11 protein-coding genes are annotated in these 12,726 nt (G+C 67.5%); 8 read left to right on the forward strand and 3 right to left on the reverse strand.

The window, feature by feature from the left end; translation table 11 throughout:
- Positions 1–45: 45 nt before the first annotated feature.
- The 3 genes from ACG00X_RS08140 to ACG00X_RS08150 all read right to left on the reverse strand — a co-directional run bounded on the left by ACG00X_RS08140 (position 46) and on the right by ACG00X_RS08150 (position 3,671).
- Positions 46–1,509 carry a high affinity choline transporter 1 gene (locus ACG00X_RS08140; RefSeq protein ID WP_394487577.1) on the reverse strand — a complete coding sequence of 488 codons (1,464 nt, stop codon included), beginning with the start codon at positions 1,507–1,509 and terminating at the stop codon, positions 46–48.
- Positions 1,510–1,575: 66 nt separating this feature from the next.
- A complete protein-coding gene (ubiB, locus tag ACG00X_RS08145) occupies positions 1,576–3,138 on the reverse strand; it encodes a ubiquinone biosynthesis regulatory protein kinase UbiB (protein ID WP_394487579.1) in 1,563 nt (520 codons plus the stop codon).
- Positions 3,135–3,671 carry a hypothetical protein gene (locus ACG00X_RS08150; RefSeq protein WP_394487580.1) on the reverse strand — a complete coding sequence of 179 codons (537 nt, stop codon included), beginning with the start codon at positions 3,669–3,671 and terminating at the stop codon, positions 3,135–3,137. Before ACG00X_RS08150 ends, ubiB begins: the two co-directional genes overlap by 4 nt.
- Positions 3,672–3,795: 124 nt before the next feature.
- Between ACG00X_RS08150 and ACG00X_RS08155 the strand changes: the two genes are divergently transcribed.
- The 8 genes from ACG00X_RS08155 (at position 3,796) to rfbC (ending at position 12,676) form a co-directional block, all read left to right on the forward strand.
- Positions 3,796–5,184 carry an undecaprenyl-phosphate glucose phosphotransferase gene (locus ACG00X_RS08155; protein WP_394487581.1) on the forward strand — a complete coding sequence of 463 codons (1,389 nt, stop codon included), beginning with the start codon at positions 3,796–3,798 and terminating at the stop codon, positions 5,182–5,184.
- A complete protein-coding gene (locus ACG00X_RS08160) occupies positions 5,174–6,415 on the forward strand; it encodes a hypothetical protein (protein ID WP_394487582.1) in 1,242 nt (413 codons plus the stop codon). Before ACG00X_RS08155 ends, ACG00X_RS08160 begins: the two co-directional genes overlap by 11 nt.
- 21 nt (positions 6,416–6,436) lie before the next feature.
- Positions 6,437–7,450, forward strand: a complete 1,014-nt coding sequence (gene galE, locus ACG00X_RS08165; protein WP_394487583.1) for a UDP-glucose 4-epimerase GalE — start codon at positions 6,437–6,439, stop codon at positions 7,448–7,450.
- A 16-nt stretch (positions 7,451–7,466) separates the two neighbouring features.
- Entirely contained in the window at positions 7,467–8,909 is a 1,443-nt protein-coding gene (locus tag ACG00X_RS08170) for a mannose-1-phosphate guanylyltransferase/mannose-6-phosphate isomerase (RefSeq protein ID WP_394487584.1), read from the forward strand.
- A 116-nt stretch (positions 8,910–9,025) separates the two neighbouring features.
- The gene (gene rfbB, locus ACG00X_RS08175; protein WP_394487585.1) at positions 9,026–10,084 is read left to right on the forward strand and encodes a dTDP-glucose 4,6-dehydratase; all 1,059 of its coding nucleotides are present in this window, start codon (positions 9,026–9,028) and stop codon (positions 10,082–10,084) included.
- A gap of 3 nt (positions 10,085–10,087) precedes the next feature.
- Complete coding sequence (gene rfbD, locus ACG00X_RS08180) at positions 10,088–10,969, forward strand: dTDP-4-dehydrorhamnose reductase (RefSeq protein ID WP_394487586.1); 882 nt, start codon at positions 10,088–10,090, stop codon at positions 10,967–10,969.
- Between the two features lie 250 nt (positions 10,970–11,219).
- Positions 11,220–12,107 carry a glucose-1-phosphate thymidylyltransferase RfbA gene (gene rfbA, locus ACG00X_RS08185; RefSeq protein WP_394487587.1) on the forward strand — a complete coding sequence of 296 codons (888 nt, stop codon included), beginning with the start codon at positions 11,220–11,222 and terminating at the stop codon, positions 12,105–12,107.
- Positions 12,107–12,676 (forward strand): dTDP-4-dehydrorhamnose 3,5-epimerase, encoded by a 570-nt coding sequence (rfbC, locus tag ACG00X_RS08190; RefSeq protein ID WP_394487588.1) that lies wholly within the window; start codon positions 12,107–12,109, stop codon positions 12,674–12,676. Before rfbA ends, rfbC begins: the two co-directional genes overlap by 1 nt.
- Positions 12,677–12,726 lie beyond the last annotated feature (50 nt).

Raw genomic sequence — 12,726 nt, forward strand, 5'->3', positions numbered from 1 at the left:
AGCCCGAGATTTTAGGCCCACCGGGCCAAGTTCAAGGACGCCCGCTCAGCGATGGGGCTGCAGGTGGTGGCTGACATGCTCGTGGCGGTTGGTCAGCAGCTGCGGCGCGAGCGACCCCACCACCATGCCAACCAGCGCCGCCAACAGCCCGGCGAGCTGGCCCGGGAACAGCTCGCCCCAGGTCGTGACCTGCGGGAAGAAGGCCACCCAGACGGCGATGCCGGCAAAGATCGAGAAAATGGCGCCCTGCGTCGTGGCGCGCTGCCAGTACAGGCCGAACACCAGCGGCACGAAGGCCGCCACCAGCGTGACCTGGTAGGCCGCGCTGACGAGGTCGTAGATGGACGTGCCCTGCAGCGCGATGGCGTAGGCCAGCACCGCGAAGGCGAAGATCACCAGCGTCACGCGCATGGCCACGAGCGACTGCTTGTCGCTCATGCCGGGGCGGATCTGCTTGAGGATGTTCTCGACAAAGCTGGTCGTCGGCGCGAGCAGCGTGGCCGACGACGTGCTCTTGATGGCCGACAGCAGCGCACCGAAGAACAGGATCTGCATGAACAGCGGCATGTGGCCCATGACGAAGCTGGGCAGCACGCGCTGGTAGTCGTTCTGGGCCAGCTCCAGCGCCTTGTCACCCATCACGGCCACGGCCGCCAGCACGATGAACATGGGCACGAAGGCGAACGCGATGTAGCTGAAGCCGCCGATCATGGCGCCACGCCGCGCCGTCTTGGCATCCTTGGCGGACATGACGCGCTGGAACACGTCCTGCTGCGGGATGGAGCCCAGCATCATCGTCAGGCCCGAGCCGATGAACATGGCCAGTTCGGTGAAGCTGGGGTTGGGCAGGAAGCGCCCCAGGTCGCGGCTTTGCGCCAGCGCGAGCACCTTGTCGGTCCCGCCGGCGAGGTCGGCGGCAAAGACCGCGATGACGCCCAGGCCCAGCACCAGCACGATCATCTGGATGAAGTCCGTCCAGGCCACCGCCAGAAAGCCGCCGATGACGACATACACCAGCACCGCCAGCAGGCCAACGATCATGCCGGTCTGCGGGCTCATGGCGCCGTCGGTCAGGATGTTGAACACCAGCCCCAGCGCAGTGACCTGCGCGGCCACCCAGCCCAGGTAGCTCAGGATGATGGCCAGCGAGCAGAAGATCTCGACGCCCTTGCCGAAGCGCTGGCGATAGAAGTCGCCGATGGTCAGCAGGTTCTTCTGATAGAGCCGCGCCGCAAAGAACGCGCCCACCAGCACCAGACACAGGCCGGCGCCGAACGGGTCTTCAACGACAGCGCCCAGGCCGCCCTGCACGAACTTGGCCGGCAGGCCCATGACGGTCTCGGCGCCGAACCAGGTCGCGAACGTCGTCGTGACGACCATGATCAGCGGCAGGCTGCGGCCGGCCACGGCGAAGTCCGAGGTGTTCTTGACCCGTGTGCCCGCCCACACACCGATGCCCAGCGTGCCGAGCAGGTAGAGCACGACGAAAACGATCAGCGTGGTGTTCATGGACGTCAGAACGGGTGAGACCAGAAAAATTGGCGCGGATTATGAAGGCGCCCCGGCCAGCCCTCGCTAGAGGGCGGAACCGAAAAAGCGCAGCGCCAGCGACGCAAGACCGATGCCCAGCGCAAAGCCCGCCGCGCCCCACAGCAAGCCCGACAGCAGCCGGTTGGTGCTGCGCAGCTCGCGCACCAGCGCGCGCATGTCGGCATCGCCACCTCGCTGCGCCTGGGCCTTCAGTGCGTCGTGCAGCAGGCGCGGCAGCTCGGGCAGCAGCTGCGCAAAACGCGGCGCCTCCTTCTGCAGCTGCTTGGTCAGCGCGGGCCAGCCGACCTGCTCGTTCATCCAGCGCTCCAGGAAGGGCTTGGCCGTGGCCCAGAGGTCCAGCTCCGGGTCCAGCTGGCGGCCCAGGCCTTCCACGTTGAGCAGCGTCTTTTGCAGCAGCACCAGCTGCGGCTGGATCTCGACGTTGAAGCGGCGCGAGGTCTGGAACAGCCGCATCAGCACCTGGCCCAGCGAGATGTCCTTCAGCGGCCGGTCGAAATGAGGCTCGCAGACGGCGCGAACGGCACTCTCCAGCGCATCGACGCGCGTCTCGGGCGGCACCCAGCCGGAGGCGATGTGCAGCTCGGCGACGCGCTTGTAATCACGCTGGAAGAAGGCAATGAAGTTCTGCGCCAGGTAGTCCTTGTCCACCTCGGTCAGCGTGCCGATGATGCCGAAGTCCAGCGCGATGTAGCGCCCGAACGTCTCCGGCGCCAGGCTCACCTGGATGTTGCCGGGGTGCATGTCGGCGTGGAAGAAGCCGTCGCGGAAGACCTGCGTGAAGAAGATGGTCACGCCGTCGCGGGCCAGCTTCTTGATGTCGATGCCGGCCGCCTCCAGCGCAGGGCGGTGCGAGATGGGCACGCCCTTCATGCGCTCCATGACGATGACCTCGGGGCTGCACAAGTCCCAGTGCATCTCGGGCACCATGATGAGGTCCAGGCTGGCCATGTTGCGGCGCAGCTGGGCGGCGTTGGCAGCCTCGCGGACGAGATCCAGCTCGTCGTGCAGGTACATGTCGAACTCGGCCACCACCTCGCGCGGCTTCAGCCGCCGGCCGTCGACGGACGCACGCTCCACCCAGATGGCCACGCGCCGCATCAGCGCGAGGTCATCGTCGATGACGTCGAGCATGCCCGGGCGCAGCACCTTGACCGCCACCTCGCGGCCATCTTTCAGCGTAGCGAAATGCACCTGCGCAATGCTCGCGCTGGCGACCGGCTCGGCGTCGAAGCTGGCGAACAGCTCTTCCAGCGGCCGGCCGAACGCCCGTTCGACCAGTTGACGAGACAGGGCCGCCGAAAACGGCGGCACGCGGTCCTGCAGCTTGGCCAGCTCCTGCGCGACATCGGCCGGCAGCAGGTCGCGCCGCGTCGACAGCACCTGCCCGAATTTCACGAAGATGGGGCCCAGACGCTCCAAAGCGAGGCGCAGACGCACGCCACGGGGCTCCTGCCAACGGCGCCCGAGCCGCGTGAAACGCCTCAGAACCTGAAAACGGCGACGCCGTAACCCGGAGAGGGCCAGGTCATCGAGCCCGAAGCGCCAGAACGTCCACAGAATGAACAGCAGCCGGGAGACAAACCTCATGCGCCGCTACCGGCCATCTTGGGCGCAAACCGTGCCACCGTGCCCGACAGCGCCTGCCGCACCGCACGGCCGAACTGCGCCAGCTGACGCGCCGGCAGCGGGCCGACGACGCCGGCCAGGTCGTCCTCGATGTCCCAGCGCAGGTTGTCCATCAACCAGTGGACCTCGCCGGCGAAAGCGGCATCTCCCTGCACGCTGACGGCCGGCGGCTCGCCACTCAAGGCGCCCAAGGCCAGGCGAGCCGGGTTGCTGGCGTCGATCTCGATGCGCATGCCGCCCGCGCCGGGCGGCGGCACTTCCAGCCGTTCGAACAGACCGGCAGGCGTGACGCCCAGGATCAGGTCCGGCACCGGCGGCAACAGCGCCGGCCAGCCCGCCAGATGCACCACCAGCCCCCGCCCCGCCTGGAGTTTCAGCCGCTGCGCGGCGATGGGTTCTCTCGAAACGACATGGTTGATCAGCAACACCAGTCGATCTTGCAGGGCCGGCATCAACAGCGGCGACAGGGAGGGCAAAGGCCAGGGGGCAGACATGCGCTTGATTGTAGGCAGGGGACCTTGAACAGGGGACCCCTGCTCATCAGCTGTCAAATTTGTTGATGGAGAATCCGGTTCGCTTTTTGCAAGTCACTGCCTACCCAGGCCACCCACAATCAAGATGTTCGAGGATCGCAGCTACAAAAGGACGTTCTACAGCGCGCCGCAGTCTGTCGAGTCGCTGATTGCCGCCTTCCTGGAACCCGGCATCATCGTTCTGAGCTTCCTGCTCGTGAACGGCCATTTCGAAGAGCAGGTCATGCGCCCGACGCTGACCTTGTGCCTGCTCATCTTCGCGCTCACCTTCCCGGGCCGGAACCGGTTCAACGACCACCCGGCCAGTGCGCTGGTGGACGTGATCTCCTCCTGGCTGATGCTGCTGGGCATCCTGCTGCTGTGCGGCTACGCCACGACGAGCCTGCACTACTTCGAAAACGAGGTGCTGATCTGGTGGGCCGTCATCACGCCCGTCGCCCAGATCGCCGCCATCGAGCTCGGCCGCCGCGTGCAGCGCTGGCGCGCCAGCGACCCCAGCGCACGGCGAACGGCCGTCATCGTCGGCGCCGGCCCGCTCGGCCACAAGGTGACACGCGCGCTGCGCGACGGCCAGGGCGTCATCTGCCTGGGCTATTTCGACGACCGCAGCCAGGAGCGCCTGCACCCCGATGCCGGCACGGAGCTGCTGGGGCCGCTGCACAAGCTCAGCGAGTTCGTGCGCGAGAAGGGCGTGCGCGAGGTCTACATCACGCTGCCGCTCGGCTCGCAACCACGCATCGTCGAGCTGCTCGAGCAGGTGCAGGGCACCACCGCCTCGCTGTTCTTCGTGCCCGACGTGTTCGGCATCAGCATCATCCAGGGCCGCCTACAGGACCTCAGCGGCGTGCCGGTCGTGGGCATCTGCGAAACCCCGTTCACCGGCACCAATCAGCTGATGAAGCGCATCAGCGACATCGTGCTCGCATCCATCATCCTGGTGCTGATCTCGCCCATCCTGCTGATGCTGGCCATCGGCGTGAAGCTCAGCTCGCCGGGGCCCGTCATCTTCAAGCAACGCCGCAACGGGCTGGATGGCGAAGAGATCATCGTCTACAAGTTCCGCTCGATGCGCGCGCAGGACAACGGCGCCGTCGTCAAGCAGGCCACCAAGGGCGACTCACGCATCACGCCGTTCGGCGCGTTCATCCGCCGCACGTCGCTCGACGAGCTGCCGCAGTTCGTCAACGTGCTGCAGGGCCGCATGAGCATCGTCGGGCCGCGCCCGCACGCCGTCGCTCACAACGAGCAATACCGCCAGCTCATCAAGGCCTACATGGTGCGCCACAAGGTCAAGCCGGGGATCACCGGCTGGGCCCAGGTCAACGGCCTGCGGGGCGAGACCGAAACCATCGAGAAGATGGCCGCACGCGTTGAATACGATCTGGAATACCTGCGCAACTGGTCGCTGGCCCTCGACCTGCAGATCATCCTGCGCACGGTCAGGCTGGTGGTGTTCGACCGTCATGCCTACTGAGACCTCCCTCCCCCTCCGTCGACTCTCCCTCCTCATCGCGTCGCTGCTCGCGACCTGGGCGCCGGCCAGTCACGCGCAAACCGACGACACGACGCCGTTCTATGTGGGCGGTTCGCTGGGTCTCACCCACGTCGCCAACGTCTACCGCACCAGCAACGCCCCCAACAGCGACACGGTCACGACCGCCGCGCTGCTCGGCGGCATCGACCAGCGACTGGGCCGCCAGCACGTGACGCTGGACGGCTCGCTGCAGGACAACCGCTACAGCACCAACAGCGATCTCAATTACCGCGCCTACAACGTGCGCGCCGCACTGGACTGGCAAACGGTGGGCAATTTGTCGGGCGTGCTCAGTGCGAAGTCCGACCGCACGATGGCCGAGTTCAACACCAGCAGCGTCGCGCAGGTGTTCAATAAGAACATCGTGACCAACGACGAGTACCAGGCGCTGGCGCGGCTGGGCGTCGCCACCCGCTACACGCTGGAGGCCGGCTGGACCCATCAGAACCGCGACTACACCGCTTGGCAGTACGAGCAACTGGTGTTCAGCCAGAACACCGCCCAGCTGGGCGTCTACGCCACGCCGGCCGGCAATGTGCGGCTGGGCCTGGTGGGCCGCCACACGACCGGCAGCAACCCGCGCTACCCGGACGGCCAAGGCCTGCAGCTCATCGATGGCGAGATCCGGCCGACCACGTCACCCAACGACTACACCCGCGACGACCTCGACTTCACCACGCGCTGGAGCGTCGGCGGGTACAGCACGGTCAACACCCGCATCAGCCGCAGCCGCAAGCGCAACAGCCTGGATCTGCTGCGTGATTTCACCAGCACGACCGGCTCCATCGGTTGGGACTGGCGGCCTACGGCCAAGCTGCAGGTCAATGCCCAGTACGCCCGAGACACCGGGCAGGAAACCATGGTGCAGAACTCGGAACTCAACCGCGTCTACACCACGTGGCAGCTGAGCACGACCTATGCACTGACGGGCAAGCTCAGCCTCAACGCCAAGGCAAGCAACAACCGCGCGACGCGCAGCCGCGACGCCGGCAACGCACCCAGCGACGCCCTGGACGACACCCGCAGCTACACGCTGGGCCTGCGCTGGGCCTTCTCGCGCGGCCTCAGCCTCAGCTGCCAGTACGACCACGTCAATCGCGACAACAGCCTGTCGACCTACGTCTACACCGCCAGCAGCTATGGCTGCACGGGCCAGGCGATCTTTTTCTGACCCTCTTCTTCGGACCATCCGATGACCACCGTCCTGCTCACCGGCGCGGCCGGCTACATCGCCTCCCACACCTGGCTCGCCCTGCAGCAGGCCGGGTATCGCGTCGTGGGCGTCGACAACTTCAGCAACAGCTCGCCGCGCGTGCTCGAGCGCCTGGCCGAGCTGGCCACGGCGCCCATCGAATTCGAGCGCGGCGATGTGGGTGACGCGGCCCAGCTGGACGAAATCTTCGACCGCTACCGGCCAGAGGCCGTCGTGCACTTCGCCGCCTACAAGGCCGTCGGCGAGTCCGTCAGCCAGCCGCTCGCCTACTACCGCAACAACCTTGGCGGCCTCGTCAACACCTGCGAGACGATGAAGCGCCACAGCTGCCGGCGCATCGTCTTCAGCTCCAGCGCGACCGTCTACGGCGCACCCGAGCAGTTGCCACTGCGCGAAGACGCCCCCACGTCGGCGACCAACCCTTACGGCGCCACCAAGCTGATGGGCGAGCAGATCCTGCGCGACGTCGGCGTGGCCGACCCGGCTTGGCAGACGGCTTGCCTGCGCTATTTCAACCCGGTCGGCGCCCATGAGAGCGGCCGCATCGGCGAAGACCCCCGCGGCACGCCCAACAACCTGATGCCCTACGTCGCCCAGGTGGCCGTCGGCCGGCGCGAGAAGCTCTCGGTGTTCGGCAACGACTACCCCACGCCCGACGGCACCGGCGTGCGCGACTACATCCACGTCACCGACCTGGCCGAAGGCCATGTCGCCGCGCTGCGCCGCCTGCTGGACCACCCCGGCTCGCTGACGGTCAATCTCGGCACCGGCCAGGGCTACAGCGTGCTGGATCTCGTGCGCGCCTACGAGGCAGCCAGCGGCCGCCCCGTGCCCTATGACATAGTCGCGCGCCGCGCGGGCGACGTGGCGGCCTGCTGGGCCGATCCGGCGCTGGCGCGCGAGCTGCTCGGCTGGTCCGCCAAGCTTGACCTCGCCCGCATGTGCGAGGACAGCTGGCGCTGGCAGCACAGCAATCCCCAGGGTTTCGAATAACGAGATGCAAAGCACCATGGCTTCCAAGATTTCTGTTCTCCCCGTCATCATGGCCGGCGGCTCCGGCACGCGGCTGTGGCCGCTGTCGCGTGCGGGCTACCCCAAGCAATTCCTGGTGCTGTCAGGCAATGAAAGCCTGTTCCAGCTGGCCGCGCGTCGGCTGGCGGCACTCGCCTCGGCGGAGTTCGACCTGGCCGGCCCCTGCATCGTCGGCAACGACGAGCACCGCTTCCTCGTGCTGGACCAGTTGCGCGAGACCGGCCTGGAGCCCAGCAGCGTGCTGCTGGAACCGCTGGGCCGCAACACCGCGCCGGCACTGACGCTGGCCGCCCTGGCGGCGCTGGAAGGCGGCGACGACCCCGTCCTCGTCGTCACACCGGCCGACCAGACCGTCACGAACGGTGCCGCCTTCACCGCGGCGCTGCAGAGCGCCGTCCGCACTGCTGCGGACGGCGGCATCACCATCCTGGGCATCACGCCGGACCGCCCCGAGACCGGCTACGGCTACATCCGCACGCAGGCCGATGCTGCCGGCCTGGCGGTGGCGCAGTTCGTCGAAAAGCCCAACCTCGAGACCGCCCAGCGTTATCTCGCCGAAGGCGGCTACTACTGGAACAGCGGCATGTTCGTGCTGCGCGCCAGCGCCTGGGTGAAGGCGCTGGAGCGCTTCCGCCCTGACATCCTCGCAGCCACCCGTGCCGCCTGGGCCGCCCGCAAGACCGACGCCAAGTTCGTGCGGCCGGGCAAGGCGGAGTTCGCTGCCGTGCCGAGTGAGTCTGTCGACTACGCCGTCATGGAGCGCTGCCCGGGCACCGACATCCCGCTGCGCATGGTGGCGCTGGATGCCGGCTGGAACGACCTGGGCGCCTGGGAAGCGGTCTGGCAAGTCGCGGACAAGGACGAAGCCGGCAACGCCTTTGTCGGCGACGCGCTGATCGCCGACAGCAAGAACACGCTGGTGCATGCCACCAGCCGCCTGGTGGGCGTCGTCGGGCTGACCGACATCGTCGTCGTCGAGACACCCGACGCCGTGCTCGTCAGCGACCGCGCGCGCAGCCAGGAGGTCAAGCAGATCGTCAACCGCCTGGGCGCCGAGCAGCGCGGCGAGCAGGCGCTGCATCGCAAGGTGCACCGCCCCTGGGGCTGGTACGACAGCATCGACAACGGCCCGCGCCACCAGGTCAAGCGCATCATGGTCAAGCCAGGCGCGTCTTTGAGCCTGCAGATGCACCACCACCGCGCCGAGCACTGGATCGTCGTCAGCGGCACCGCCGAGATCGTCAACGGCGACAAGACCATCCTGCTGACGGAAAACCAGTCCACCTACATCCCGCTGGGCCAGACCCACCGCCTCGCCAATCCGGGCAAGGTGCCGCTGGAGATCATCGAAGTCCAGTCCGGTTCCTATCTCGGCGAGGACGACATCGTGCGTTTCGAGGACACCTACGGAAGGACATGAGCCCACCCCCTACCGGCTTCGCCGGCCCCCTCAAGGGGGCGCACCCGATGGCCTGGCCAAGCCAGTTCCATGGGTGCTGCTTGGGAAGACATTAGCCTTCAACCATAGGAACTGACATGACCATCCTCGTCACCGGCGGTGCCGGCTTCATCGGCAGCAACTTCGTGCTCGACTGGCTGCGGCAGAGCGACGAGCCTGTCGTCAACCTCGACGCGCTGACCTACGCGGGCAACGTCGAGAACCTGGCGTCACTCGACGGCGATGCGCGGCACATCTTCGTCAAGGGCGACATCTGCGACCGCGCGCTGATCGACAGCCTGCTCGCCCAGCACCAGCCGCGCGCCATCGTGCATTTCGCGGCGGAGAGCCATGTGGACCGCTCCATCAGCGGCCCGGGCGCCTTCATGAAGACCAATGTGGACGGCACGTTCACGTTGCTGGAAGCCGCGCGCGCCTACTGGGGCGGCCTGGCCGGCGACGCCAAGGCAGCGTTCCGCTTCCACCATGTGTCGACCGACGAGGTCTACGGCACGCTCAAGCCCACCGACCCGCCGTTCACCGAGACCAACCCCTACGAGCCCAACAGCCCGTACTCGGCCAGCAAGGCCGCCAGCGACCACCTCGTGCGCGCCTGGCACCACACCTACGGCCTGCCCGTCGTCACGACGAACTGCTCCAACAACTACGGCCCCTATCACTTCCCCGAGAAGCTGATCCCGCTGATGATCGTCAACGCGTTGGCGGGCAAGCCCCTGCCCGTGTACGGCGACGGCCAACAGATCCGTGACTGGCTGTTTGTCACCGACCACTGCAGCGGCATCCGCGCCGTGCTGGCGGGCGGCAAGCTGGGCGAGACCTACAACATCGGCGGCTGGAACGAGAAGGCCAACATCGACATCGTCAAGACGGTCTGCGCGCTGCTCGACGAGCTGCGCCCCTCGGCCGACGGCCCCTATGCGCGGCTCATCACCTACGTGAAGGACCGCCCCGGCCACGATCGCCGCTACGCCATCGACGCCCGCAAGATCGAGCGCGAACTCGGCTGGCGGCCGGCCGAGACGTTCGAGACCGGCATTCGCAAGACGGTGCAGTGGTACCTGGACCACCCGGAATGGGTCGCCCGCGTGCAGAGCGGCGCCTACCGCGACTGGGTTGCCACACAGTACGGCGGCTGAGCGATGAAGATCCTTCTGCTCGGCAAGGGCGGCCAGGTCGGCTGGGAACTGCAGCGCTCGCTGGCGGTCGTCGGCGACGTCGTGGCGCTGGACCACGATGACGGCGGTGACTTCACCCAGCCCAACCAACTGCTGGCCCGCGTGCAGGCGCTGGCACCGCAAGTCATCGTCAATGCGGCGGCGCACACGGCCGTCGACAAGGCGGAAAGCGAGCCCGAGCTGGCGCGTCAGATCAATGCCGGCACGCCGGCGCTGCTGGCCATCGAGGCCAAGCGGTTGGGCGCGCTGCTGGTGCACTACTCGACGGACTACGTCTTCGACGGCAGCGGCAGCCACGCCCGCGACGAAGACGCGCCCATCGCGCCGCTGAGCGTCTACGGCGCCACCAAGGCCGAGGGTGAAGAGGCCATCCGCGCCAGCGGCTGCCAGCACCTGATCCTGCGCACCAGCTGGGTCTATGCGGCGCGCGGCGGCAATTTCGCCAAGACCATGCTGCGGCTGGCGTCCGAGCGGGATCAGCTCAAGGTCATCGCCGACCAGATCGGTGCGCCGACCGGTGCCGACGTGCTGGCCGACCTGACGGCCCACATGCTGCGCGCGGCCCGCGTGAACCCGGCGCTAACGGGCACTTACCACGCCGTGGCCGGCGGCGAGACCAGCTGGCACGAGTACGCCCGCTTCGTCATCGAGTTCGCGCGCGAGCAGGGCAAAGCCATCAAGGTTGCGCCGGACCAGATCCTGCCCATCCCGACCAGCGACTACCCCACCCCGGCCAAACGCCCGCTGAACTCGCGCCTGTCCACGGCCAAGCTTCAGCAGCGCTTCGGCCTGCGACTGCCGCACTGGCAGCAGGGCGTGGCCCGCATGCTGACTGAGATCCTATGAGCCCCTCGCCCGGTCTTGCCTCGCTGAACGCGGGCACGCCCAGTCGGTCTTGCAGACCGCGCCGGGGCTTGCGCCCCAGCCCTTCGGCAGGCACAGACAGTCCACTGGACTGTCTGTGTCCGGCCTCAGCCCCCGAGGGGACGCCGATGCCTGCGGCGTTGAGCCGCGAGCACATCGGCAAACAGGCCGGCTTGGGAGCGGCCCGGCGCTCGGCCCTACAAACGAATTGAAAGGAAGTGAGGCCCCAACGATGACCAAGAACCGCAAAGGCATCATCCTGGCCGGTGGCTCCGGCACCCGCCTGCATCCGGCCACACTGGCCGTCAGCAAGCAGTTGCTGCCGGTCTACGACAAGCCCATGGTGTATTACCCGCTCAGCACGCTGATGCTGGCGGGCATCCGCGACATCCTGCTCATCAGCACGCCGCAGGACACGCCGCGTTTCGAGTCGCTGCTCGGCGACGGCTCGCGCTGGGGCCTGAACATCAGCTACTGCGTGCAGCCCAGCCCGGACGGCCTGGCCCAGGCCTTCATCCTGGGCCGTGACTTCGTCGGCGGCGCACCCAGTGCCCTCGTGCTGGGCGACAACATCTTCTACGGCCACGACTTCGCCGGGCTGCTGGACAGCGCGACGAGCCAGGCCACCGGCGCCAGCGTGTTCGCCTATCACGTGCACGACCCCGAGCGCTATGGCGTCGTCGAGTTCGATGCCGCCAAGCGTGCGCTGTCCATCGAAGAAAAGCCCAAGGCCCCGAAGAGTAACTACGCGGTCACGGGCCTCTACTTCTACGACGAGCAGGTGTGCGACATCGCCGCGGCCATCAAGCCCAGCGCGCGCGGCGAGCTGGAGATCACCGACGTCAACGCGGAATACCTCAAGCGCGGTCAGCTCAACGTCGAGATCATGGGCCGCGGCTACGCCTGGCTGGACACCGGCACGCACGACAGCCTGCTGGAGGCCGGCCAGTTCATCGCGACGCTCGAGAAACGCCAGGGCCTGAAGGTCGCCTGCCCGGAGGAAATCGCCTTCCGCGCCGGCTGGATCGACGCCGCCCAGCTCGAAGCCCTCGCCAAGCCGCTGGCCAAGAACGGCTACGGCCAGTACCTGCAGAAGCTGCTGACCGAGAAGGCCTTCTGATGTCCACCGCATCGCTGCTGACCGTCACGCCCACCGCCCTGCCCGAGGTGCTCATCGTCGAGCCCAAGGTGTTCGGCGATGCACGCGGCTTCTTCACGGAGAGCTGGAACGAGGCGCGCTTCAACGCCGCCCTGGGCCAGGACATCCACTTCGTGCAGGACAACCATTCCCGCTCGTCGCGCGGCGTGCTGCGCGGCCTGCACTACCAGCTGGACCCGCATGCCCAGGGCAAGCTGGTGCGCTGCACCTCGGGCGCCGTGTTCGACGTGGCGGTCGACGTGCGCCGCGCCAGCCCCAACTTCGGCAAGTGGGTCGGCGTGGAGCTGACCGCCGACAACCACCGCCAGCTGTGGATTCCGCCCGGCTTCGCGCATGGCTTCGTCGTCATCAGCGAAACGGCGGATTTCCTCTACAAGACCAGCGGCCGCTACGCGCCGGAATGCGAAGGCGCCGTGCGCTGGGACGACCCCACCATCGGCATCCAGTGGCCGCTGGACGGCATCACGCCGCAGCTGTCGGCCAAGGACCTCGCCGCGCCGCTGCTGGCCGACGCCAAGACCTTCGCCTGACGCTCACCCGGCCGGTACGGCGCACCTGTCGGGCGCCCCACCATGAACAA

The sequence above is a fragment of the Pelomonas nitida genome (assembly GCF_043555975.1).
Taxonomy (GTDB): Bacteria; Pseudomonadota; Gammaproteobacteria; order Burkholderiales; family Burkholderiaceae_C; genus Pelomonas; species Pelomonas nitida.

Excerpts from the sequence above, each read along its gene's own strand:
- ACG00X_RS08140 (WP_394487577.1), bottom strand. The coding sequence starts at position 1,509 with ATGAACACCACGCTGATCGTTTTCGTCGTGCTCTACCTGCTCGGCACG.
- ubiB (WP_394487579.1), bottom strand. The coding sequence starts at position 3,138 with ATGAGGTTTGTCTCCCGGCTGCTGTTCATTCTGTGGACGTTCTGGCGC.
- ACG00X_RS08150 (WP_394487580.1), bottom strand. The coding sequence starts at position 3,671 with ATGTCTGCCCCCTGGCCTTTGCCCTCCCTGTCGCCGCTGTTGATGCCG.
- ACG00X_RS08155 (WP_394487581.1), top strand. The coding sequence starts at position 3,796 with ATGTTCGAGGATCGCAGCTACAAAAGGACGTTCTACAGCGCGCCGCAG.
- ACG00X_RS08160 (WP_394487582.1), top strand. The coding sequence starts at position 5,174 with ATGCCTACTGAGACCTCCCTCCCCCTCCGTCGACTCTCCCTCCTCATC.
- galE (WP_394487583.1), top strand. The coding sequence starts at position 6,437 with ATGACCACCGTCCTGCTCACCGGCGCGGCCGGCTACATCGCCTCCCAC.
- ACG00X_RS08170 (WP_394487584.1), top strand. The coding sequence starts at position 7,467 with ATGGCTTCCAAGATTTCTGTTCTCCCCGTCATCATGGCCGGCGGCTCC.
- rfbB (WP_394487585.1), top strand. The coding sequence starts at position 9,026 with ATGACCATCCTCGTCACCGGCGGTGCCGGCTTCATCGGCAGCAACTTC.
- rfbD (WP_394487586.1), top strand. The coding sequence starts at position 10,088 with ATGAAGATCCTTCTGCTCGGCAAGGGCGGCCAGGTCGGCTGGGAACTG.
- rfbA (WP_394487587.1), top strand. The coding sequence starts at position 11,220 with ATGACCAAGAACCGCAAAGGCATCATCCTGGCCGGTGGCTCCGGCACC.
- rfbC (WP_394487588.1), top strand. The coding sequence starts at position 12,107 with ATGTCCACCGCATCGCTGCTGACCGTCACGCCCACCGCCCTGCCCGAG.